Below are 21,858 nucleotides of genomic sequence, written 5' to 3'. Positions count from 1 at the left end.
CCCTATTCCAAGGTGGCGGCATGATTGTCATGTGTCACTTTTCCGAAGAAGAAGTGACTAGACTAAATCAGTGATCAGTCCCTTTTCTGCAGTACGTCCTCTTGCGCAAAAAGCGATTTCCGGAATCCTCGGACTCCCCGCCGCTGACATAGACCCTGTGGTTCGTGAGTCTCAATTCGCCGACCTGCAGCTGAATGTCGCCCTTGCCCTGTCGCGCCGACACGGCATGACTCCAATGGAGCTGGCTCAGCTGATCGCCGATGCCCTGGGCGGCGAGCCGTTGATCGCCGAAGCTACGGCCAGCAAGCCGGGCTACGTGAATATCGTGCTTGCTGATTCGTGGATTGAGCAGCAAATTAGGGACCTGTCGATTCCGACTCGACTTGATCCCAGTGGCCGGCGGGTTGTTGTGGACTATTCGTCACCTAACGTTGCTAAAGAAATGCACGTGGGACATTTGCGGACGACGGTTGTTGGAGATGCACTTGTTCGGATCTTGGATTGGCTTGGAAACGACGTCATCAAGCAGAACCACATTGGCGACTGGGGCACACCTTTTGGGATGTTGATAGAGCATGCTCTTGATGCGAAATCGAGTGGCCAGGACGCCCATGAACTGGCGGAGGATCCAAACGCTTTCTATCAGGCCGCCCGGGAAAAATTTGACGCAGACGAAGACTTCGCCACCCGCGCCAGATTGCGGGTTGTGCTGCTTCAAGCCGGGGACGAGGCAACCCTTTCCCTGTGGAGTGATCTGGTGGGCGAATCCAAGACTTACTTCAACAAGGTCTACGCTGCCCTTGAAGTATCCTTGCGCGACGAAGACTTGGCCGGAGAGAGCACCTACAACGCTCAATTGCCCCTGCTGTGCGAAGATCTTGAGAAAATCGGCCTTGCTACCGTTAGCGAGGGTGCGCTGTGTGCCTTCCCTGAGGGCTTCAAAGGACGGGATAACCAGCCCGCGGCCCTGATATTGCGGAAGAGCGATGGCGGCTACGGCTATGCAACAACAGATGTCGCGGCCCTAAAGTACCGGGTACAGGAGTTGAAAGCCGATTCGGTGGTCTACGTCGTCGGTTCGCCACAGGCCAACCACTTGGAGATGGTATGGCAGCTGACCAGGGAAGCCGGCTGGCTCACACCGGCCACTGACGTAACCCACGTGAAGATCGGTAACGTTCTCGGCCCTGACAATAAGATCCTTAGGACTCGAAGCGGAAAGAGCTTTAAACTCCTCGATCTTGTTGATGAAGCGGTGGCCCGGGCGCACAAGGTTCTCGTCGAGAGCAGCTCCCTTGAGAGTCCTGACGAGATGCAAGCTGTTGCGAGAATGATTGGTACAGGCGCCGTCAAATATGCCGACCTCTCAGTCGCTCATGACACCGAGTACATTTTCGACCTTGACCGCATGGTCTCACTCAGTGGAAACACGGCGCCCTATCTGCAATATGCCGTGGCACGCATAAGGTCCCTGATTGAGCGGGGTGAGCGAACCGGCCAAGTGACAAACACTGTCGTAATCAGCCTTCCCGAGGAGCGGCAGCTGGCCATGTCTCTCCTCAATTTTGAAGCAGCAGTGGAGACGGCCGGCGAAAAACTGGAACCGCACCGGCTCTGTGCATATTTGTTCGCGCTGACGCAACGTTTTTCGTCGTTCTACGACGCAGCACCGGTCCTAAACGCCGAAGACGATGCCCGTTCTTCCCGACTGGCTCTCTGCCGTGCTACTGAACAGGTGCTTGTTCAGGGGCTTAGTCTCCTTGGAATTCGTGCACCGCAGCGCATGTAATTCTGAGGGGAGCCTAGGGGTTGCCAGCCTCGGCTGTAACGCGGACAAGCCTGGAAATGGCCAAGCCCTGGATCAAAACCCGGACGAGGTGATAGCCCACGTAGGCAATGAGGGCTCCTGTCAGACCTAGATCCAGAACGATGCCGAGGAGGAAAGCCAAGGGAACTTGAACAGCCCATGCGGCTAAAGTTGTCGCCACGAGAACTGTTCTTGAGCGACGCCAGGCTCGAAGATACGCGGCCGATTGTGCGCTTAGCCAGATCAGCGGGGACGAAACAGCCACAAGAACCAAGCCGGAGGCAGTCAGAGATGCAAGACTTCCGTCTGTGAACCAGGACGCCACAGTTTGGGTAAAAGTACCCAGCAGAGCGCCGAGCAAGATGAAGATGACAAGGATGAGTACGTGTGGCCTCCAGCTGAAAAGACTGGTTCCAGGCCCGCCGTCCCTACCCTCAAGGATTTGAAACGCAGTAGCTCCTGCTATAGCCAGGGCCGTCAGTACGTCCATGACGGTGATAGCTACTTGGCCCGCGCCCAGGGCTGCGTCGCCCACCACTGCGAGAATGGCTACGAAGGCCACCTCGCTGGTATTGAGGCTGATAACGTTACCGAATTCTGATATGAGAATAGGGCGATAGTCCCGAGGCAAATCATTGCGGATGACATTCCTCCAGCAGCTGCCTGGAGAGCTAATCGGACGCAAAAACGCATAGGTAATAACCATAAATGTGACGCTGAAGGCCTCGGCCAGAATGCTCCCATAAGCGGATCCTTGGACGCCCAACGCGGGCAGCATCCCGAAGCCATAAATGAGGAAGGCTGAAGCAACCACATTTAGAGTGTTCGACGTAATGCTGTTTACTACTGAGTAGATCGGCTTCAGCGATGCTTGCAGATGAACTGAAAGAACCATGGCGACGCTGACCGCAGGCAAGCCCCAAGCCCTGACGCTGATCCAAGCCACGGCTTCGGCTTTACTGGCTGGGCTTGAAAGCATCAACTCCGCCAGCGGTGATGCGAACGCAAGTATAAGAGCCACCCACGTCAGCGACATAATGAGTACTATGCCGAGCGAGCGCCACAACAAATATGAAGCGAGCAGTCTGTTGTCATCGCCCAAGGGTCGAAGTACAACCACTTGATGCGTAATAGCAATCGCTTGGCTGGAGGTCACTGCAAACATGTATAGGGTGATTCCAAAAGCCACAGCGGGGAGAGCTGCATCGGAGACGTGACCCACCAGTAGGACGTCCGCTATTCCGATCAGGAGTGGAGCGAGCATTCCGGCAGTGAGCGGTAAAGCCAGCTTGGCAAGCTGCCGGGTATGGTTTGTCAGATTGGAACCCGTATTGGCCTGGCTCCTCGTTGATAGCTTCACGACTGAATACGCGATCCGTGTAGTTTGGCGTAGTTGAACCAAGCTGTCACTTCAGTTTGCAGCGATGTTCCCAACAACCTGAGTGACTGGCCTCTCTCCAAAAGGATTGCGACACGTCTCAATGCTGCCAGCGCCAGTGCTGCGCTGAGGTCCCGTTGTGTGATCCGGGGCTCAGACTGACCCCGTCCGAGAGACCACCACTCAACTATTTTGGATACCGGGGGCCGATTCTCCGCGCCTACGCCCGCAAGGAACGGAGTTAACGCCTCCAAAGGATGGGTGAACGCCACGTGTTCCCAACTGCCGATTCGCAGTCCATCTGCTTCGATGCTCGCTTCGAACGGCGACAAGGCGAGTGTTGAAGAAACGCTTGTCATAGGTAGCAATTGCAGGACAGTTGCTGCGGCATCTCGGAGCGCGTGCATGTCATGGCTGTTAGCGGGGAGTTCAAGGTTTGGGACCCGTGTTGGTCTTTGCGGCGTCATTGAAGAGCCAGAGGTTACCAGCTCTGGCTCGATAAATTGTTCGCCTATCCATCGCTGGGCCCTTGCATAGGCTCTCAGCGCGGTTTCCCAATCGGGTTGCTCACTGAGCCCGCCTCCGAGCGGTGCTTTGTATACCTGCACATTCAGAGAAAGCCACTCCTGCGTTAGGGGACGTTGAAGCATGGACCGAAGCATCGTGTGCGGGAGTGGCGCGGGGTATTCCTTCGAGTACTGCGTTTCTGCACGCACCTCAAAGAATTCGCCTTGATTTGTCGCTACTCTGATGACCAGGGTGTCGCAGCGCAGTTTATGGGGTTGGATAAGGCAGTCGTCCCCGAATGTCTTTTCCAGTTCGGCTTGCAGTTCCCTGATCCATCCTTGGCGAAGCCACGGGACAAACGGCATGGCGGTTGGTTCCGCGACGCGATTTAGTTCACGGACAATGTCCGCACCTGCCTGTGAGAGACAAGTAATCCAGGAGACGTTTTCCAAGCTGATCCAAGTGAACTTTGACCAATATGACTGATCAACCTCGCACAGGAACACACTTTCGTCGCGACAAGCGAACTCCCACAAAGGATAGGCAGTGACGCCGAGAGCAGTTTCCACTGCAGTGGAGATTGCCGGGGCTTCGGCCGAATTTATGGCCGCCACGTCAATTTCCAAGTGATGGCCACCGGCTGCAGCTATTTCAAAGCCTAGCTCGGAGGAGCGTGTCAGTAGGACTTTCATCGCGGGGTAGGGCTTTCTGTGAGCAGGTTGGCGGTTGCTGAAGTGAGGGTTCGGTAGAGGCCCACAACGCCTGGTCCGGAATCGGCAACTTGGAGGAGGCCGGGATCTGTGAACAGACCGCGGCTGGCTGGTGCTGATGAGAGCACATCAAGCCACCGATTAGCGGTTTCAATTGACCCTCCAACGGCGATCAGAGCTGCGATCAACCCGAACATCTCTTGATAGGTGACAAGCTTCATCGGATCGAGCAGCGCGGACGTGCGGGGGCGCCAGCGCAAGGGACCTTCAAAGGCGAGGGAAGAGGAGTACACACCCAAACGGAAGATGTCAGCGTCCCAGTCAGTCGGGTCCGTACGTGCCGAATGATCGTGGCGGCATCGAATGGCGTATCCCCGAAGCCTGCTATCCATCGGATGCTGGAAGCGCACACGGTGCAGAGCATCCGTGATGATGTCACGGTGATGCATTACACCTACGGGTAGGAACGCATGTGTTCGTCGTGTGCTGTAACCGTACAAGCGGCTCGTAATCCCTGGGAGCTTCTCGCCCAGAACTTGTGCCTCATCATGACACTCGCTGCAAAACTCAAACCGGACCCTGTCCAGTTCCAGAGGAGTGGATACTGGCAATTCCACAGCCGTATCGACCCTCGCATTCATTGCCCGCCAAGAGGCGTCCATCAGGGTGGTTGAGGGTATGCCCGGAAGTTCGTCTAAGTGGTTCATGATCCTAGCTTTCAGCCCACTGACGCAGATGTTGCACGTGCTGAGAGCGGGCTAGTCGCAGAACACCAAAAAGCCTCGGCCACAAGCTCGCCTGGGTAGCTTCGGTCTGTAAAAGGAACCACGGGCATTTCAGGGATGGACAAAGTACTATCCGAAGCGATAGCAGCGTAAGTCATGGTCTCCATGAGATGACCTAAGTCCAAGTAGATGGTTTGGTAAGCGAGGCTGCTTCGGTACCTGAATTGCACGCGCTCTATGGAAAGGTGGATTCCTATCCTGACCGCGCTTTTGGCAGGACTTTCCCTGACCTTGGGAACCAAAGCACCGTCAATGTGAACCAAAGCATGTAGCCCGGGATCGTATGCGAAAGAGACTTCCTTCCCGGAACCTTGCTCTGAGGGAAATTTCAAAGTCAGGTCGAAGGGGTGCGATGCTCCATGTGAGGGCACTGCGCGAAGTGTTCGTGGAAGTGCGCCGATCGTTGCATCGGCCAGAACTGCGTGGCACAGGTACAGAAAGCTTCCAAGCTTCGCATGGCTTCCTGTAGCGGCGGCAAGACCTGGAACCGGCAGAGGGATGACGTCCCGACGTTGATGTTGTTTCCAGGCCGCAGGCGGTGCGTCCTCGCTGGCCCACCGATTCATCTCCTGTATGTCGTTTCCGATTGTCGCGGGATCTGTATAGTCGGGGCGCTTGCTGCCTGAACAAAATTGATAGTCGCGTGCCCGTGCGGTGTCACGCTCGCCTTCCAAAAGACACACTTGTTCGTGCAACAGGCCCAACCGAAGCAGCTGCTCCAAACAGTCGGAAATTGAAGCTGGATGTACGTTCGACAGCTGCGCGAGCTTGACGGAGTTGGCGGCATCGACAACCTCCCAGGCGGACAAAACAGTAAGTAACCGCCCCAGCCAAGCCGGTATGGTCGACAGCCTACGAGCAGGTCGTTCGCCCCCCGTCTGCTCCACGACCCACGAGTCGTCAATGCGCACCAAAGCGAACGACTTGCAGACGAACAGCCGCTTATCCAGCATGGCCAAGCGCAAAAGTAGCCCGGAAACCGGCCGCATTCGTTGATTCCAAAGAGAACTTTCTCATGTCTGGAACCCACGTTCGCAGGACATGAAGGCCCAGCGAATCCGTTAGGGAGTTTCCGTAGTCCAAGACCACCGCGTGCACTTCATCGCCCAGCTGGGCTAGGGGTTTGCTGGGTCGGATTTCTTTCAAATGGCATTCTCCAAGGGGGTAATGTTCGTGAAGCTCGTCCATGTATTGAGGCGGAAGCGACGTGGGCGGGTAAGACGGTCCAAAGACCGGCCGGCCATCAACGACGTAGAGGTCGCTTCCGTGACGGAGATGACTCGCTTCATCCACCGCAGCCTTAGTAGCAATCGCGGCATCCGGGCTGGCAGCCGAACCAAAAGAACACGAAATCGTGGACTCGTCGTCGCTCCACCACCATAGGCAACCAGTCACGGTTATCCCTTCCCATTGACTGTGCCAAACGTCCACACCGCTCCCATCAACGTCCAAAGCGCCGAGGCGCTGGGTTGCTGCATGGGAATGTTCACTGCACCGAACGCTGTCAGTGGCCGCCCACCAGTCATCCAGCATGGACCTTTCCAAGACTTCAAGGAGTGCCCGCGCGGCGGCTTCCTCGTACGTATCAAAAAGTGCAAAACCGATGCTGTCGTTCGGAAGTTGGCAGCTCGGGACTGGAACAGTATCGGTTTGACCATCGGAAACGTAGGAGGCCCCATGTAAAGCCCACTCATTAGTGTTCGGAACTGATAGCCGGACTTGACCGCGGGGCCGAGTATGAGCAGATCGACGTTCAAGGCCCTCAAACCAGCCTTTGCATACGGCTTCCATGCGGGTAGGTCCTGCTCCGCCTGCAACAATGGCTGCGTTCCGGGAGCCGGCAGGCAATGTCAACGCAACGTCGGAGAGCCACAAGCCCGAGGCTGGCTGAAATTGCGTTGAACAGCGCAGCACGGGGCCGTAGGGAGGAGCCACCCACTCCAAACTGTGGCCGAAATCGAATGAAGTGAATACATGTGATTCCAGACAATCCGGATGGGCCAGCCCTGGCCTCAGGGGGTCCTTTGCCCTGTCCACTCCTAACCCTGCCCGCGCAGCCTCAACAGTCCAGAGATTTATGCATCCCGGGCAACGCACTCCACGGCCTTTCGTGCCAAACTCCACACTCATGGCAAGGCAATCGTGTATACGGGCAGATTGAGGGAGTCTTTGTCGTGGCCGAGAAGTTCGTTGGCAACTTGGTCATCGAACGCTCCGATGGGACAGGATGCAATTCCTTGTAAGGACAGTGCCAACACCAGGTTTTGGGCAATGTGGCCAGCCTCAAGAAGCATGTACCTATATCCCCGTTCGCCATAGCGCTGACCAACGGACCCCAAGTCCCCGGTAAGCAGGAAAGCTCCCTGAGACGTTGCGGCGGGAAACGCCGAGACTCGAAGAAGGTTCTCTCCCGACTCCAAAGTCATTGCCTGCTGGTCCCAGCCGACAGTTCCATCCGGTTGCAGTGTAGCGATACCCACAGCGGGGTTGCCCCTAAAACCGATCCACGCAAGTGAGACGGAATAGGTGCCTCCGGGTGACGGATAAGCCCGCCGGCCGGTGGCGGGAAGCCCTTGTCCTGCAAGCAGTGTGTCCTCAACAAGTTGAGGTGTAATCACTCTCCGTCTGATTCGTTCCGAGGAGCGGAATGCCAAAATCTCTGACAGCCTCTCGAGCCCCGCTCCGTGATGCCTCTCCTGCAGCGGAGGGTGAACCGAATACTCCCCGCCCGAAGGTTGGGGCGGTACCGGGTAATTCCCCTCGCTCGAGGCCGCATGAAAACAAAGTGCGTCTACCAAATAGCTGCGAATCTTTGGCGATGCACACGGGTTGGACGTCAATTTCAACCCGCAGACACCAGATAGAGAGCGGACTCCTCGAGTCTGTCAGTGCCCAGTAGGGCGTCGGCCCGCTCTGCCACATGCGCCGGAGTTGGGAAAGTTGTTAGGCCAAATCCCGTAAAGCTCACAAGATATCGCTGAGCAAGTTGACCTACCACGGTCATTAGGCCTCGATATGCTCTTGGATTGGACCTGTACTTGAACATCAGCCTGGACCAAACAACTGAGATGATGATCGCGCACCTTCCTTGCCCGGCCGGCGTTTGACCGACAAATGTGCGCTGCAGCAGCTCCCTGTGGTCCCCCTGACGGATCACCCCCAGAGCATGGTCCTTCGGGTCGTAGTGATACAGACCCGGCGCGATGCCATCGATGTCGTGCACTGCTACATAGGCCTCGAGATCTCCGAAAGTATTACGGAGTAGCGCGCCAGGATCACCTTCGTGGTCATCCTCTGCAGCTCGACGAAGACGCAACAGGGGATCGTTCACGTCGCGCAATACCCGGCTCAAATCCTGAGCGCTAAACGCGGCTCCCGTCCACGGCTGGTGCGTCCGCCTTGCGAGGAGGACCTCGGCAAGGTCGCGCACGGGAGCGTCACTAGCCTCTGGCAGGGCCGTATAGTCCTGAGCTCTGTATCGCCAAAACTCAGGTGTCCCGGCAACGGCGATGTCTTCCTTCAGCGATTCCTCGATCGGGACGAAATGTTCCGTCCCCGGGACGTCACTTCGGGGGAACTCATCGGAGAGGCAATGGAAAACCAAGGCATCGGTCCAGCCATAGCTATGCCAGAGCTTTGCCTCATCCAAGAGTGGATTATCCTCCAGCGCATCTTGAAGAACACCAGCTTTTAGCAGGCTGTCTACAAATGTCTTGACATCTGCCGGATTGTGGTTCTCCAGTGCGCTGACAAATGAGCTAACGACGGCCTCATAGGAGCGAGGCTCGCTGCTCTCAAGCAGTGGCGGGATGAGCTCAGCCGACGGTAAAGTGAAAGATTTACGTTCCAACAGCAAATCAATTCCAGGCCGCTCATCAATCCTTATTCTGCTGCAACGATTGAGGGTTATTAGCTCCATGACTTGCTCTCCCTAACGGCGATAAAGCCCATTGATGGCTCTGAAATTCGCGGGTTCCCCAAGAGTTCTGATACCGCATTGTCCATCAATGAGTAGCCGGCAAGAGTGGTGTAACCCAAAGAGTGTGCTACAAGATTGGTGGTTTCAATGACATGCCCAACGTCATGGTGCAGCGGTCGATAGGTGAAGTTTTCGCGGTACCGATGCATGTTTCGCTCAGCCACACTCGTCAGAATAATCATCATTGACAGCGGTCCCGTGATCCATTCGGGCTTTTCCAGTATGTGATCATCTACCCACTGCTGCGAAACTTCTTTACCCAAGGGCTCCAGAGCGTGATTTCTCACGCTGTAATGGCTGACTGAACCCTGACTATTTTCTGCGAAGAGGATCACGTAAGCCTCAGTGGGGTGTCGGCTGCCTCCACTGGGTGACGTTTTCATCACGTGGGTGCCTGAAACCGGCAGGCGTTTACTGCCGGTTTGTCCAAAGGAGTAGTACAGCAGATCCGATAGGCGTTGCATGGGTGCAACTCCCGCGGGAGGCTGCTGATCGTTCGCGGCACGAAAAACCTCTCCATAATCGACGCTCAGCGTGGATCGCGGCTGAGGGAGCGAAGAGGCCGGATGGTGCAGGAGATCAAGATAGTGGGAGGGGGCCGGGGGGCCAAGCCTGCGCTGTTGGTGCATGAGCCCGACGTCCTGCTGCTGGCCCGTCTGATTCGTATAGTCGAGGCGTTCGGCGCTATCGGATGCGACTTGGTATTCGAAGGCGGCTGCCCAACCGGCCTGACCCCAAATATGCTGGGCCTTTGTCAGTGCGATCATTTCCGGCGTCTCGCGAATGACCAGTTCGGCTCTCTCCAGGCGAGATATTTCTTCGAGGGCCCGTTCATGCGTGATCCCGACCATGCCAGCCAGAGTTGTGGCTGCAGAATCAGGGTGAGTCCACTTGCCCAACTTTGAAAGAAACATCACCAAGCGTGGATCTAATTTCCCTTTATACCATTGCCGGGCTGTGGCGGAGGTCAGCCGTAACTCTCCGCCCATTGATTGAATTTGTAATGCATGTGCACGGGCTATTCGCACGCCGTCGTTCTCCTTTTGAGATGGTTCAGCTCACCCCAAAGGGTGAGCTGAACCATTTAACTGATCAAAGAATGATCACGCATCCCTGCCGGCGTGCGGCGATGGGCTGTACTTCGGAAAGATCGAGCTCAAATACTGAGTCGAGTTTCTCGGCCTCTGCAGTGACAGCCTTCTCGGCTGCTGCGGTTGCAATAGTTTCAGTCATAGATTTCACCCCCTTGATATCTAGATACCGAGAGCCTAACGCATCGATAGGCCGCATGTGCAACAGCTCACACCAGCCCAAGTGCCGTCTCTCCCTCGACTTTAGTAATTCTCGGGAATCAGATTCTCTGCATGGGCGGGGGGGAGAGGCCGGCTTCGGCGCGAATTGGCGTGTTTCTGCCTCAAGTTAAACGCAGGCCATGATGCCAGCCATTCCGAATTCAACCTTCTTGGGTTGGCGGGCCCAGATTCTATCTCGCACGTAATATTTGTATTAATTGTTGACTTGCAAACACCGCGAATATGTGTTCCATGGATCTATTTGGGGATCAAGTAACGCGTCGGCTGTGTGACTTGCGCTTTATATAATTGCGGATAACATACGGCTGCCACTTTAGGTCTTCAATGCGTCCTGCGTGCTTTGTGCTGGCTTTTAGCCGCTCGCCTGGCTGAGCACCTCAGCCTCCTTGGGCGCCCCGACGGAGCCCCGCTGAATCAAAGTCGCCACCAACTCCGGGCCGGGCCCAGTGGCTTTCCTGCCCTCGATCTGCCTGATCAGCGCAGATGCTGCGGCAATTCCCATGTCGTAGACGGGCTGTGCGATGACGGTGAGCGGGGGCGTGGTGAGGCGGGTCCACGCAAAATCGTCGTACATGAGGAACGAGACGTCATCCGGGATGGAGCGCCCTGATTCCTGGATGGCTTCCACGACGCTCAGGGCGATCAGGCCGTCGGAGGCAATGATGGCCGTGGCGGCGTCCGGTCCGTCAAGCAGCTCGCGGGTAATCCTCATGATGGAATCGGCGTCCCCAGCATTAAGCCGGATGAGGTCCGTGGGGTGGGGAAAGCCCGCATCGTCGAAAGCCCGGCGGATTCCGTCCAGGCGATCTGCGATCTGCGAAGAGTCCAAGGTCATCCCGGCAACGTAGGGGGCATCGGTCCGGACCGTGGAGACAAAGGCAATCCGTCGGTGTCCGGCCTCGATCAAATGCAGGGTGGACTCGTAGGAAATGCTTCCCATGTCCACAGCAAAGGTCTCAACATTCACCCCTGCTGCAGCCCGGTCCAGCAGGACCAAGGGGCGCCCGGACTCCCGGACCTGCTGCAGGTGGGATGTCTCCACGGATGAGGCCGGAGCGACGATAAGTCCGTCCACCCGCTTGTCCAAAAGCACGCGGACTGCGTCAACTTCCGCAGCCCGTTCCTCGTCCGTGTTGATGAGGATGACGTTGTAGCCGCTCTTCTTCGCGGTATCCGTAATGCCCCTCATGGCCAGCCCGAAGTGGGGGTTCTCGATGTCGCCCACCACCACGCCAATGGTGTTGGATTTGCCCGTGTTCATGCTCCGGGCAAGTTCGTTGGGCCGGTACTCCAGCTCCTCGGCCGCGGCGAGCACCCGCTCGCGGACGTCGTCGCTGACCGCGCCGTAGTTGCCCAATGCGCGGGCTGCTTGTGCCTTGGACACTTTCGCGGCTTTGGCGACGTCGGCAACCGTTACGTCCCGCCGTCGGGATCCGTCAGTGCTCATGTTCACCTTTCAAGAGGGGTGTTGACGCGGCTTTGTGAGTTCCGCTACATTTCATATCAATCAATGTGAGTCCGGTCTCAATCCTAGGGGCTGAGACCGGACTCAACAAGACCCCGCATCGAGCAATAACTTTCAGCGGCTCCTGACAGCACCGCTTTCCCTCCCACGATTGGACAACGCTGTGATCAAACTGAACTTCCGCCCGGCAGCCCTCGCAGCGGCGGCCCTGGCGGCCATTCTCGCCCTCTCCGGCTGCGGTGGATCGCCTGCCGGCAGCTCACCATCAGCCGACAACCCTTACGGCCTGATCGAGCCCGGCACCATCCGCGTCGCCAGCTTGGGCGACTCGAAGCCCTACACCTTCACGGACAGCTCGGGTAACTTCACCGGCTTTGACGTGGAACTGTTCAAGGATGTGGCCCACCGCGCCGGCGTGGACAATGTTGTCTTCACTGGACAGGACTTCTCCGGACTCCTGGCAGCTGTAGCCAACGGCCAGTTCGACGTCGGCGTGGCAGCTATCGGGATCACGGACAAGCGCAAGGAAACCGTGGACTTCTCCGACGGCTACCTCGCCGGATACCTGACGGTCATCACCACCAAGAGCTCAGGCATCAACGACGCCGATGGCCTTAACGGCAAGCGTCTGGGCGTGGTCCAAGGCACCCTGCAGGAAGCCTACGCAGTCAAGAACTTCACCTCGGCGCAGTTGGTCCGCTTCCCGGACAACAACACCGCCATCTCCGCAGTCAACAGCGGTTCCGTGGACGCCCACTTCCTGGACTACGAGGCAGCCAAGGAATACCAGGAGCAGTTCGGACTGGTGAGTGCCGCGGACATTCCTTCCTTCGACGCCCCGGCAGGCTTTGCCATTGCCAAGGACAAGCCCGCCTTCAAGGAAGCCCTGAACAAGGGCCTCGCCGAAGCAATGGAAGACGGCACTTGGAAGAAGCTCTACGAGAAGTGGTTCCCGGGTTCGCCGATGCCTGAGCAGTACCTTCCGAAGGCCGAGCAGACCTCCAGCCCGGCTCCGACCGCCAGCAAGTAAGCCCCAAAACACCTAACGTCTGAGAGCACTCAATGGATTGGCTCAATACCATCAGCCGCACGTTCTTCGACCTTGATGCCATGGTCGAAGTACTGCCCCAACTCCTCGGAGTTGGCCTTCTCAACACCCTGATCATCTCCATCGCAGCAACCATCCTCGGCGTAGTGATGGGCATGGTGGTGGCGGTCATGGGCATCTCGCGCTCCAAGTGGCTGCGTATCCCGGCAAGGATCTACACAGACCTCTTCCGTGGCCTGCCCGCTATCCTCACCATCCTGCTGATCGGTCAGGGATTTGCGCGGTTGAGCCAGTCGGTCTTCGGACCCTCTCCTTACCCGCTGGGGATCATCGCCCTGAGCCTCATCGCCAGTGCGTACATCGGTGAGATCTTCCGGGCCGGCATCCAGAGCGTTGATAAGGGCCAAGGGGAGGCCTGCCGGGCTTTGGGGATGAGCTACTCCAAGTCCATGGCCCTCGTGGTGGTGCCGCAAGGCATTCGCAGGGTCCTGCCGGCCCTGGTGAACCAGTTCATCGCAATCGTCAAAGACTCATCGCTGGTCTACTTCCTTGGACTCCTGGTCAGCGAGCGTGAACTGTTCCGGGTAGGCCAGGACGCAGCAGTACTGTCCGGCAATCTTTCACCGCTGGTCATGGCAGGCATCTTCTACCTGATCATCACCGTGCCCCTGACCCATTTGGTCAACTACTTCGACAACAAGTTCCGCACCGGCCGGCGTCGTCCCACGGCACCCACCAGTGGGCTGAAGGAAGTCAAGGAACTCGATGCGGCCTCGCCGCTCATCACCGGGAGCAACACGTGAACCTCACAAGCAGCAGCGCTACCAGCACCAATCAGCCCGGCACCGGCCAGCCAACCAGCGACATTGAAAAGTTCCACGGCTCCAGCCTGGAACTGCAAAACCTGACCATGGCCTACGGGGACGTTGAGGTTCTCCGCAACGTCAGCCTCAACGTGGCACCGGGAACCACCACCTGCATCATTGGCCCCTCCGGTTCAGGAAAATCCACACTCCTGCGCGGAGTAAACCGCCTGCATGAACCCAAGAGCGGCGACGTGCTGCTGGCCGGCGAAAGCGCCCTCAAGGTCAAGCCGGACATCCTCCGTGCACGTATCGGAATGGTGTTCCAGCACTTCAACCTGTTCCCGGACCACACCGCCTTGGAAAACGTGGCATTGGCCCTGTGGAGCGTCAAGGGAATGTCGAAGTCGGAGGCCCGCGAACGCGCCCGGCGACGCCTGGCCGAAGTAGGCCTCGCCGAACGCGCTGACCATCGGCCACGTGACCTCTCCGGCGGACAGCAGCAACGCGTAGCAATCGCCCGGGCGCTGGCCATGGAGCCTGAGGTCATGCTGTTCGACGAAGCCACCAGCGCCCTCGATCCCGAGTTGGTCAAGGGCGTCCTCAACCTCATGGCAGGTCTCGGCCGCCGGGGCATGACCATGCTGGTTGTCACCCACGAGATGGGCTTCGCCCGCAAAGTGGCCGACCAAGTGGTGTTCATGGATGAAGGCGAAGTAGTGGAAATCGGAACCCCCACCGAGCTCTTCGACAATCCGCGCAGCGAACGCCTTCAGCGATTCCTCTCGGAAGTGCTGTAATGGGCAGGACTCCTGTGGTGCGGCAGCCAACAGCGGCACCCATCCGAACTGCCGTCGTCGGGTTTGGCGTCTCGGGCAAGGTGTTCCACGCGCCGCTGATCGAAGCGGACCCGGACTACTCCCTCGGCGTCATTGTCACAGCAGATCCGCAACGCAAGTCCGAAGCCGGGCGGCTCTACCCTCAGGCACGGATTGTTTCCACCCCGGAGGACATGTTCGCCCTCGCCGGAGACCTGGACCTGGTGGTCCTTGGAACGCCGCCGCTTACCCACCTTGAACTCGGTGCCACGGCCATCGCCCATGAACTTAACGTTGTGGTGGATAAGCCTTTCGTCACTACGGTCGCCCACGGTGAGGAGCTTGCTGGGCGGGCATCCGACGCCGGTGTGCAGCTGACGGTCTTCCAGAACCGCCGGTGGGATGCCGACTTCCTGACGCTGCGGAAGCTGCTGCAGGCCGGTGCCTTGGGCGAAGTTCGAACTTTTGAGTCGCGCTTTGAATGGTGGCGTCCGGAAGGCTTCGGGAACTGGCGTGATTCGGCCACGTTGGCTGAAGGCGGCGGGATCCTCCACGACCTCGGAGCGCACCTGATCGACCAAGCCATCCAGCTGTTCGGCCCTGTGGAGGAGAGCTACGGCGAGACCGCCAACCATGGCATCCACCCGGATGCCGCGGACACTGAAGCTTTCGTATTGCTGCGCCACGAATCCGGCGTCCGGACACGGCTGTGGATGAACGGAATGGCCGCCCAAGTGGGCCCGCGCTTCCACGTCCTCGGCTCCAAAGCCGGCTACACCAAGTGGGGACTGGACGGCCAGGAACCTGCCCTGGCAGCCGGCATCACGCCGTCGGACGCCACCTATGGCACAGAACCCCAGGAGTCTTGGGGGCTTCTGGGAGTGGACGGAGAAACCACGCCGGTCGCGGCAGAAAAGGGCGACTATCCACAGTTTTACCGGGAGCTGGCAGCCTCGCTCCGCGGGCACGGGCCTCTTCCGGTGCAGCCGGCGGAAGCGCTGGAAACCCTCAGGATCATCGAAAACATCCACGCGTTCGCCTAGGCGCGTTTACCAGTATTTACCTCAAAGAAAGGGAGAACCATGTCCTCCACCAAGCACGTCGCCGTCATCGGAGGCGGCATCCTGGGCGTCTCTACCGCCGTCCACCTGCTCCGCCAAGGCGCGTCCGTCACCCTGCTCACCGAGCAGGGCCTTGCCAGTGAAGCCACCGGCCGGTCCTTGTCCTGGCTAAACTCGGCGGGCGAACGCTCCACGCCGTACCACCTGCTGCGGGTAGCCGGCGTTGACCGGTACCGCACGCTCTTTGCCGCGGACCCCAGCCGTGAATGGCTGCAGTTCGGCGGCGGCCTCATGTGGAATGCGGCCGGTCAGAGCGAGGTCACCGAAGCCCGCCACGCTTACGAAAAGTCCATTGGCTACGACTCCAAGTTGTTGGCCCCTGAAGATATTGCCTCTGTGACACCCGGTATCGATGCCACGGCCGTCCCCGAGAACGCCATCTTCAACCCCGGCGAAGGGTGGGTCAGCCTGCCGGACCTGGTGAACTTCCTCATGGAGGAATTCCACGCCTTGGGTGGCCATTTGGTCCTTAACGCCGGCAAGGCCTCGGTAATGGTCGACGGCGGCCGCGCCACCGGCGTCGAAACTGCCAGCGGTGAAACGTACCCCGCTGACGCCGTACTGGTTGCCTGCGGTGCCGCGACGCCCGCCGTCGTAAAGCCTTTGGGTGTGGAAATTCCCAACGGTTCGCCGGTTTCCATGCTGGTGGTCACCAAGCCGGTGGAGCACCAGGTCGCTGCGGTGATGAATACGCCCCGGGCTGCTGTTCGTCCCAACCCCGGCAACACTTTCGCCTTGGATCACGACTGGTACGAAGAGCACATCACCGAGCACACTGACGGTTCCTTCACCATCCCGGATGACGTGGTCCAGGAGTTGGCCGACGAATCCTCCAAGCTCATAGCCGGTAATCCCGAACTCAAGCCGGCATCCTGGAAGATCGGTTACAAGCCCATCCCCGGCGACGGCGAACCGGTTTTCGGTGAACTCGGCCAAGTGCCTGGCTGCTTCGTAGCCTTCACGCACTCAGGTGCCACTCTGGGCCTCATCGCCGGCGAACTGCTGTCAGGCGAGATCCTGAGCGGTGAAAAGCACCCGATGCTGGCCACGTTCCGTCCGGGGCGTTTCTCCTAAACCGCTTGCCCTAAACCGCCTTTTAGGAGGCCAATGGCCCCGATACGCCATCTGCTCAAGCGTGTCGGGGGCATTGGAGTTTAAGGTGACCCGTTCAGCAGGTCATGGCGCCTTTGAGGGGCTTACCCGTCCAAAAATTGTTGGAGCCAGGAATCTTGTAGTAGCCGCGGATTTCGTAGCTCCAGGTGCCGATGATCTCGATGCCGGAACTGTACGATCTTCCCGCGGCTTGGCTGAGGTCGCCGGTGAATTCGAGGTTGCCGGAGCGGTCGTAGACCTTCACCTCGTAGTAGTTGGCATTCGCTACCGTCCCGTAGGAATTCACGGTGACTGTGGTGTGGAGTCCCAAGGTGCATCGCATCGTAACGCTCGCGCCGGCCGGGGCAAGGATGGTTGCTGCCGAGAACTGTGGAGTAGCGCGTTCACTGTGCGTGAAGGCGGCCACCGCGGCCGTTGGTCCGGCTATCAGGCCAAGAACGACGACGGCGACAATCACCAAGGCGCGCAGGAAACTGTTCCGCGGTGTCATGGTGATCGTTCTCTTTCTACTGTGGTGCGCTCAACGTAATACTCGCCGGGCCTGATCGGGCTGGGGGAAAGGTAACCGATCAGACCCGGCGGGGCTGTTGTGTTGCTGTGTCTATTTGGTGGTTTCGGTGCGTTGGGTGCCGGTGAAGGCGAAGGCGATGGTGGAAGTGGCGCCTTGGAAGTCGTTGTTCGCGGTGGTGGGGAACGCGGTGGTGACTTTGAGGTTGTCGGTTTTGGCCGAGGTCAGGGAGGTGAGGTTGTTCAGGACTTTGTTCGCGGCGATCACCGGTGAGGACGCGAGCACAGTGGTTTTGGTGCCGGTGCAGGTGTAGGGGGCTGCGGTGCCGGTCCAGGCCACGGAGCAGTTTTCGATGGTCAGTTGCAGGCCATTGGTGGCGTCGGTGGTGAGCAGGGACGCGGTGGTCCCGGCGGAGGTGGTGAGGGTGACGTTGTTCAGGTCCGAGTTGCCGGTGTTGGCCAGGGTGACGAGTTTTTCGACCTTGTCGCCCGGGAGCAGGCCTGCGACGGGGACGTTGAGGGTGTTGGCCGGGCCGGGGGCGCCGAGGGCGATGGTGACGGTGCCGGCGGTGACTGCCTGGGAGGCGGAGGTGGAGGAGGTGAAGGCGCCGTAGGTGCCCATGCCTGCTACTGCGGCTGCGGTGCCGACCAGTGCGACGGACGCGAGGATCTTACCGGAGGTGGTCTTGAGGCTGATGGCCATCTGAGTATGATCCTTTCGGGAGGCCACCGCGGGTCCGGCCGGCCGTTCATTTTTCAGCCTCTCTGGCTGACAAGAACTACTGTGCCGGGCCCGGATCAAGAACAAATCCTGTGTTCAGTCAACAATTCCTCAAGAAAACCTCAAGACTTTTTCGCCCCCCGATCGAGCAGTTTCGGAGAAGCTGCCCAGGCTGCCGAGTCCTATCGTTGGGTTATACCCAAAAAATCCAGCAGAGAAGAGGGGCCTGCCATGGCTGAGACCGGAACAACTGACAAAGCGAAGTCCTACAACGGCTTTACGGAAGAAGAGCGCGCCGCCATGAAGGAGCGCGCACAGGAACTCAAGAAGGCACCACGCAAGAAAGCATCCAAAGCCGACGGCGAGGCCGACGTTATGGCTAAGATCGCTGAGATGCCCGAGTCGGACAGGCTCATGGCCGAGCGCCTCCACGCAATAGTCAAGGAGCACGCCCCGGAGCTCACGCCCAAAACCTGGTATGGCATGCCGGCCTATGCCAGGGACGGGAAGAACATTGTCTTCTTCCAGAGTTCACATAAGTTCAAGGCACGGTACGCCACACTGGGTTTTGAAGAGAACGCGAAGCTGGACGATGGAGCCATGTGGCCCACATCCTTCGCCCTCACGGAAATCACGCCTGAGGTAGAGGCCAGGATCGTCGAACTCATCAAGAAGGCACTGGGATAGGGCAGCGCTCCTACGTCGGCTGGCTGTTGGCGGGCGGGAGATCCGGATTCATGGGTTCCAGGTCCGGGTCTTCCGCCGTCCAGACTTGAATGATGGCCCACGTGACGGCCGCAATGGGTACCGCCAGAACAGCGCCGATGATACCGGCCAGGATGGTGCCCGCTGTCAGGGCCATCAGGATGACCAGAGCGTGGAGCTCCAGGGATTTGCCCATGACGACTGGCTGGAGGAGGTCGCCTTCGAGTTGGTTGACGGCGATCACTACGATGATCACGATCAGTGCCACTATGGGGCCGTTGGCCACGAGTGCCACCAAGGCGGCCAAAATTCCGGCCACTGTGGCACCGACCAAGGGGATGAACGCGCCGATGAACACGATGATGGCCAGTGGGATGGCGAGCGGAACCTGCAGGATGAGCAGGGCAGCGCCGATGGCCACCGTGTCAACCAACGCCACGATCGCCGTTCCCCGGACGTAGCCACCCAGGACCTCCATGGTCCGCTTGCCGACGCGGCGAAGCTTGGCTTCGCGCGTTCCTTTGAAGGGGCGCAGGAAGAATTCCCAGATTTTGGCGCCGTCCTTGAGGAAGAAGAACAGGATGACAACCACAAGGCTGGCGCCAGCCAGGAATTCGGTGACCACCGACAGCCCTGTCACTGCGCCGGACCGCACCTGGCTGCTCTGGGCAAACTCCACCACCGCTTCGCGGGCCTGGTTCATCTGCTCCCGGTCAATGGGAAAGGGGCCGGTCAGCAGGAAGTTCTCGAGTTCGTCCAGCCCTCGCGCTGCCTGACTGATCAGCTCGTCCCATTGACTGCGCACTGACAGCACGATGACAGTGATAACTCCGCCGAGCACTATCAAAAGGCCCAGAAATGCGACGCCGGTGGCCAAGCCGCCGCGCCAGCCGCGACGTCGCAGCATATTTACGAAGGGGCCGATGGCGGCGGCCAGGATCAGCGCGATGAGTACCGGAATGACCAGTAGTCGAATTTGCAACAGCCCGAAGATCGCCACCACTGTCAGGGTAAGAACGAGCAGTATCTGGCTTGCCCGGATGGCCGTCCGGCCTAATGAGTCTTTCCAGAGATCGGGTTTGTATTGCCTGCGGACGGATACGGGCGCTGTTTGTTTGGGCGACGTCATGATGGCTCCTGTTCGTACGCATCGGTCAAACCGACGTGATCAAACATAAGCCTACTGACTATTTCTTTGGTGTGGGGACGCGCCGCGTTGAAATGGCCCGGCTAGTGAGTCGGATCGGGGTGCGGTGGAACGGGGCCGGGGTCAGGAACGGGAGACGGGCCGGGGGTGGGATTCGGGTCCGGAATGGGGCTCGGCGGGAACGGCGTAGTGGGATCCGGCGGCGGTGGGACAGGTCCGGGATCCGGGGGAAATGGCTCGGGCTCGTGGGTTGGAGGCAGTGTCACGATCTCTCCTTTGCGTACTCAGGGTATTGCTCCGGCAGATACCAGCAGCCTACTCCCGGTTTCTCATCCGCCACAGTGCCCGCTTCATCACCTGGAGGATATGGTGGGCTACTTGTCCCGCTGGTGCGCCACCACCCTGATGGTTTTGACCGATGGGTCTGCTGGATCCGGAAGGACCATTCCCGCTGCGACGCCTGTCCGTAGGTAATCAACCACAGCCGCGTTGATCTTTTCGCCGGGCAGGATTGCCGGAACACCTGGAGGATAGGGCGTAAGTTGTTCCGCCGCGATACGACCAGCAGCCTCTTCGGCAGGCACGTTTTCCACGGGACCGAAAAAAGCATCCCGGGGGAGCACAACAGTTTCCATCTCCAAGTCTTCCGGTTCCGGTAGCTGGACCTTTGATGGTTCCGGCATCTGCGGAGCGGCATCGATGAGTTGACGCAGGCCCGCCAACAAGCGCTCGGTGGTTTCTTCGTCGTCGGACTGGGACAGGGTTGCCTCGATGCGGCGGTGGTCATTGAGGCCGACGTCGATTCGGCAGGTAGTGCGCAACCAGTCCGCGGCCTGATATCCGCTGATACCCAGCTCGCCCACGTCTATCAGGACGTGCAGCGGATCAAAATCGTGGGATGCCTCATCCTTGATGAGTTCCGGCCCCAAGACGTGCAGTCCGTCCATGGCATCAATGTCGCCTCGGACGCTGTCGGCAAGGGTCAGTGCCTTCTCCAGCAGACCCTGCCCTTCCTGCACCATTTGCCTGCGCCAAGCATCGATTGCCGCATAGATCATCACATTGGCACTGGTGGTGGAGAGCAGGTCCGCGCACTGGCTCAGTCGTACCGGATCCACCAGGTCTCCCTGGAGGTGGTAGATGGACCCCTGCTCGAATCCCATGCCCATCTTGTGGACACTGACCACGCAAATGTCGGCGCCGGCATCCATCGCCCATGTAGGGAGCCGATCGTGGAACGGTAAATGCGCGCCCCAGGCTTCATCGATGATCAGTGGCTTTCCATGGGAGTGGCAGATTTCAGCGATTTTTTGGATGTCCGCACATGTCCCGTAAGGAGTCGGACTCGTGATGAGCGCTGCAGCGGCATCCGGATAGCGCTGCCACATCTTTTCCACCTCTTCAGGGGATGGCGGATGAGCGATGTGCAGGTCACGGTCCCACTGTGGACGGATCCAGCGCGGCTGCAGTCCGGACAGAATGATTCCGGCCACCACGGACTTGTGTGCGTCGCGCCCGATCAGCAGGTCGCCGTTGCCTTTGGTCACGGCGAGGATGGACGCCTTGACTGAGAGGGAACTGCCGCAGGTTGAAAAGAACGCCTTGTCGGCCCCCACAGCCTCGGCCATGAGTTCCTCGGCTTTGCTAAGGTATCCGCCCGAGGACTTGCGATCGTCCAAACCTGCAGTGGAAAGGACATCGGAACGGAAGGGGTCGGAGCCCATGATCTCCAAGGTCCGGGAATCGGCGCCGCGTCCCTGGCGGTGGCCAGGCGGGGTGAAGCCATACCGGTTGAGTCGGTGGTACTCGGCCAATGCATCCAATAGTGGGGCTTCACTTTGGTCCATGGTGTCCTCCATTCCTCGCGGTTGGAAAGTACATGCTTGGGGAAGTAAGTAAACTTGCAATCCATTCATCGAACTCTTCTTCTT

Annotated in this window: 21 protein-coding genes and 1 pseudogene; 7 read left to right on the top strand and 15 right to left on the bottom strand. The window is 58.9% G+C overall.

All coding sequences use genetic code 11. The annotated features are described in order from the left end of the window. Positions 1 to 70: 70 nt before the first annotated feature. Positions 71 to 1,789: an arginine--tRNA ligase gene (argS, locus tag M1D89_RS21090; protein WP_498646666.1), complete on the top strand. Its 1,719-nt coding sequence runs from the start codon at positions 71 to 73 to the stop codon at positions 1,787 to 1,789. A 13-nt stretch (positions 1,790 to 1,802) separates the two neighbouring features. Here the strand turns inward: argS and M1D89_RS21085 are convergent, their stop codons facing one another. The 11 genes and pseudogenes from M1D89_RS21085 to M1D89_RS21035 all read right to left on the bottom strand — a co-directional run bounded on the left by M1D89_RS21085 (position 1,803) and on the right by M1D89_RS21035 (position 11,926). Further along, positions 1,803 to 3,167: an MATE family efflux transporter gene (locus tag M1D89_RS21085; protein ID WP_498651008.1), complete on the bottom strand. Its 1,365-nt coding sequence runs from the start codon at positions 3,165 to 3,167 to the stop codon at positions 1,803 to 1,805. Then, the gene (locus M1D89_RS21080) at positions 3,164 to 4,318 is read right to left on the bottom strand and encodes a hypothetical protein (RefSeq protein WP_498646664.1); all 1,155 of its coding nucleotides are present in this window, start codon (positions 4,316 to 4,318) and stop codon (positions 3,164 to 3,166) included. The genes M1D89_RS21085 and M1D89_RS21080 overlap by 4 nt, the downstream gene beginning before the upstream one ends. Positions 4,319 to 4,380: 62 nt before the next feature. After that, entirely contained in the window at positions 4,381 to 4,851 is a 471-nt protein-coding gene (locus tag M1D89_RS21075) for a hypothetical protein (protein ID WP_498646662.1), read from the bottom strand. 269 nt (positions 4,852 to 5,120) lie between these two features. Next, complete coding sequence (locus M1D89_RS21070; RefSeq protein WP_498646660.1) at positions 5,121 to 6,146, bottom strand: nitroreductase family protein; 1,026 nt, start codon at positions 6,144 to 6,146, stop codon at positions 5,121 to 5,123. A gap of 183 nt (positions 6,147 to 6,329) precedes the next feature. Next, the gene (locus tag M1D89_RS21065) at positions 6,330 to 6,476 is read right to left on the bottom strand and encodes a hypothetical protein (protein ID WP_402936977.1); all 147 of its coding nucleotides are present in this window, start codon (positions 6,474 to 6,476) and stop codon (positions 6,330 to 6,332) included. A gap of 28 nt (positions 6,477 to 6,504) precedes the next feature. Then, positions 6,505 to 6,978 (bottom strand): annotated as a pseudogene (locus M1D89_RS21060) (YcaO-like family protein); the annotation flags it as partial. Positions 6,979 to 7,313: 335 nt separating this feature from the next. Continuing rightward, positions 7,314 to 7,805, bottom strand: a complete 492-nt coding sequence (locus tag M1D89_RS21055; RefSeq protein WP_402936715.1) for a SagB/ThcOx family dehydrogenase — start codon at positions 7,803 to 7,805, stop codon at positions 7,314 to 7,316. 224 nt (positions 7,806 to 8,029) lie between these two features. Further along, positions 8,030 to 9,106 (bottom strand): SagB/ThcOx family dehydrogenase, encoded by a 1,077-nt coding sequence (locus tag M1D89_RS21050; RefSeq protein ID WP_498646658.1) that lies wholly within the window; start codon positions 9,104 to 9,106, stop codon positions 8,030 to 8,032. Further along, on the bottom strand, positions 9,097 to 10,194 hold the full coding sequence (locus M1D89_RS21045) for a SagB/ThcOx family dehydrogenase (RefSeq protein WP_402936713.1): 1,098 nt from the start codon (positions 10,192 to 10,194) through the stop codon (positions 9,097 to 9,099). Before M1D89_RS21045 ends, M1D89_RS21050 begins: the two co-directional genes overlap by 10 nt. A 64-nt stretch (positions 10,195 to 10,258) precedes the next feature. Beyond that, positions 10,259 to 10,399 (bottom strand): hypothetical protein, encoded by a 141-nt coding sequence (locus M1D89_RS21040; RefSeq protein WP_179017868.1) that lies wholly within the window; start codon positions 10,397 to 10,399, stop codon positions 10,259 to 10,261. 432 nt (positions 10,400 to 10,831) lie between these two features. After that, the gene (locus tag M1D89_RS21035) at positions 10,832 to 11,926 is read right to left on the bottom strand and encodes a LacI family DNA-binding transcriptional regulator (protein WP_498646655.1); all 1,095 of its coding nucleotides are present in this window, start codon (positions 11,924 to 11,926) and stop codon (positions 10,832 to 10,834) included. A 181-nt stretch (positions 11,927 to 12,107) separates the two neighbouring features. Here M1D89_RS21035 and M1D89_RS21030 point away from each other — a divergent pair, with 181 nt between their 5' ends. From M1D89_RS21030 to M1D89_RS21010, 5 genes are read left to right on the top strand one after another with little or no spacing between them, the layout of a single operon-like run. After that, a complete protein-coding gene (locus M1D89_RS21030; RefSeq protein ID WP_498646653.1) occupies positions 12,108 to 12,974 on the top strand; it encodes an ABC transporter substrate-binding protein in 867 nt (288 codons plus the stop codon). Between the two features lie 32 nt (positions 12,975 to 13,006). Beyond that, positions 13,007 to 13,795, top strand: a complete 789-nt coding sequence (locus M1D89_RS21025; protein ID WP_017198419.1) for an amino acid ABC transporter permease — start codon at positions 13,007 to 13,009, stop codon at positions 13,793 to 13,795. Next, entirely contained in the window at positions 13,792 to 14,595 is an 804-nt protein-coding gene (locus M1D89_RS21020; RefSeq protein WP_498646651.1) for an amino acid ABC transporter ATP-binding protein, read from the top strand. Before M1D89_RS21025 ends, M1D89_RS21020 begins: the two co-directional genes overlap by 4 nt. Further along, a complete protein-coding gene (locus M1D89_RS21015) occupies positions 14,595 to 15,656 on the top strand; it encodes a Gfo/Idh/MocA family protein (protein ID WP_498646649.1) in 1,062 nt (353 codons plus the stop codon). The genes M1D89_RS21020 and M1D89_RS21015 overlap by 1 nt, the downstream gene beginning before the upstream one ends. Before the next feature lie 39 nt (positions 15,657 to 15,695). After that, a complete protein-coding gene (locus tag M1D89_RS21010; protein WP_498646647.1) occupies positions 15,696 to 16,808 on the top strand; it encodes an NAD(P)/FAD-dependent oxidoreductase in 1,113 nt (370 codons plus the stop codon). Between the two features lie 94 nt (positions 16,809 to 16,902). On the opposite strand, the gene M1D89_RS21005 is transcribed toward M1D89_RS21010, so the two are convergent. Together M1D89_RS21005 and M1D89_RS21000 are read right to left on the bottom strand one after the other, a co-directional pair. Next, on the bottom strand, positions 16,903 to 17,337 hold the full coding sequence (locus M1D89_RS21005; RefSeq protein ID WP_498646645.1) for a SipW-dependent-type signal peptide-containing protein: 435 nt from the start codon (positions 17,335 to 17,337) through the stop codon (positions 16,903 to 16,905). Between the two features lie 111 nt (positions 17,338 to 17,448). Continuing rightward, positions 17,449 to 18,057, bottom strand: a complete 609-nt coding sequence (locus M1D89_RS21000) for a TasA family protein (protein WP_498646643.1) — start codon at positions 18,055 to 18,057, stop codon at positions 17,449 to 17,451. Positions 18,058 to 18,306: 249 nt separating this feature from the next. Here M1D89_RS21000 and M1D89_RS20995 point away from each other — a divergent pair, with 249 nt between their 5' ends. Next, positions 18,307 to 18,762, top strand: a complete 456-nt coding sequence (locus tag M1D89_RS20995; protein WP_498646641.1) for an iron chaperone — start codon at positions 18,307 to 18,309, stop codon at positions 18,760 to 18,762. A gap of 10 nt (positions 18,763 to 18,772) precedes the next feature. On the opposite strand, the gene M1D89_RS20990 is transcribed toward M1D89_RS20995, so the two are convergent. Both M1D89_RS20990 and M1D89_RS20985 read right to left on the bottom strand, forming a co-directional pair. Further along, positions 18,773 to 19,909 (bottom strand): AI-2E family transporter, encoded by a 1,137-nt coding sequence (locus M1D89_RS20990; RefSeq protein ID WP_498646639.1) that lies wholly within the window; start codon positions 19,907 to 19,909, stop codon positions 18,773 to 18,775. A 392-nt stretch (positions 19,910 to 20,301) separates the two neighbouring features. Further along, positions 20,302 to 21,774 carry an aminotransferase class I/II-fold pyridoxal phosphate-dependent enzyme gene (locus M1D89_RS20985; protein ID WP_498646637.1) on the bottom strand — a complete coding sequence of 491 codons (1,473 nt, stop codon included), beginning with the start codon at positions 21,772 to 21,774 and terminating at the stop codon, positions 20,302 to 20,304. Positions 21,775 to 21,858 lie beyond the last annotated feature (84 nt).

The organism is Arthrobacter sp. D3-18 (assembly GCF_054408525.1).
This window is presented reverse-complemented; position numbering and strand designations above follow the sequence as displayed.

Bases quoted from the DNA above. Each gene is read 5' to 3' on its own strand.
- M1D89_RS20995 (WP_498646641.1), top strand. From the start codon at position 18,307: ATGGCTGAGACCGGAACAACTGACAAAGCGAAGTCCTACAACGGCTTT.
- M1D89_RS21050 (WP_498646658.1), bottom strand. From the start codon at position 9,106: ATGGAGCTAATAACCCTCAATCGTTGCAGCAGAATAAGGATTGATGAG.
- M1D89_RS21065 (WP_402936977.1), bottom strand. From the start codon at position 6,476: ATGAAGCGAGTCATCTCCGTCACGGAAGCGACCTCTACGTCGTTGATG.
- M1D89_RS21005 (WP_498646645.1), bottom strand. From the start codon at position 17,337: ATGACACCGCGGAACAGTTTCCTGCGCGCCTTGGTGATTGTCGCCGTC.
- M1D89_RS20990 (WP_498646639.1), bottom strand. From the start codon at position 19,909: ATGACGTCGCCCAAACAAACAGCGCCCGTATCCGTCCGCAGGCAATAC.
- M1D89_RS21025 (WP_017198419.1), top strand. From the start codon at position 13,007: ATGGATTGGCTCAATACCATCAGCCGCACGTTCTTCGACCTTGATGCC.
- M1D89_RS21040 (WP_179017868.1), bottom strand. From the start codon at position 10,399: ATGACTGAAACTATTGCAACCGCAGCAGCCGAGAAGGCTGTCACTGCA.
- M1D89_RS20985 (WP_498646637.1), bottom strand. From the start codon at position 21,774: ATGGACCAAAGTGAAGCCCCACTATTGGATGCATTGGCCGAGTACCAC.
- M1D89_RS21035 (WP_498646655.1), bottom strand. From the start codon at position 11,926: ATGAGCACTGACGGATCCCGACGGCGGGACGTAACGGTTGCCGACGTC.
- M1D89_RS21015 (WP_498646649.1), top strand. From the start codon at position 14,595: ATGGGCAGGACTCCTGTGGTGCGGCAGCCAACAGCGGCACCCATCCGA.
- M1D89_RS21010 (WP_498646647.1), top strand. From the start codon at position 15,696: ATGTCCTCCACCAAGCACGTCGCCGTCATCGGAGGCGGCATCCTGGGC.
- M1D89_RS21075 (WP_498646662.1), bottom strand. From the start codon at position 4,851: ATGCATCACCGTGACATCATCACGGATGCTCTGCACCGTGTGCGCTTC.
- M1D89_RS21000 (WP_498646643.1), bottom strand. From the start codon at position 18,057: ATGGCCATCAGCCTCAAGACCACCTCCGGTAAGATCCTCGCGTCCGTC.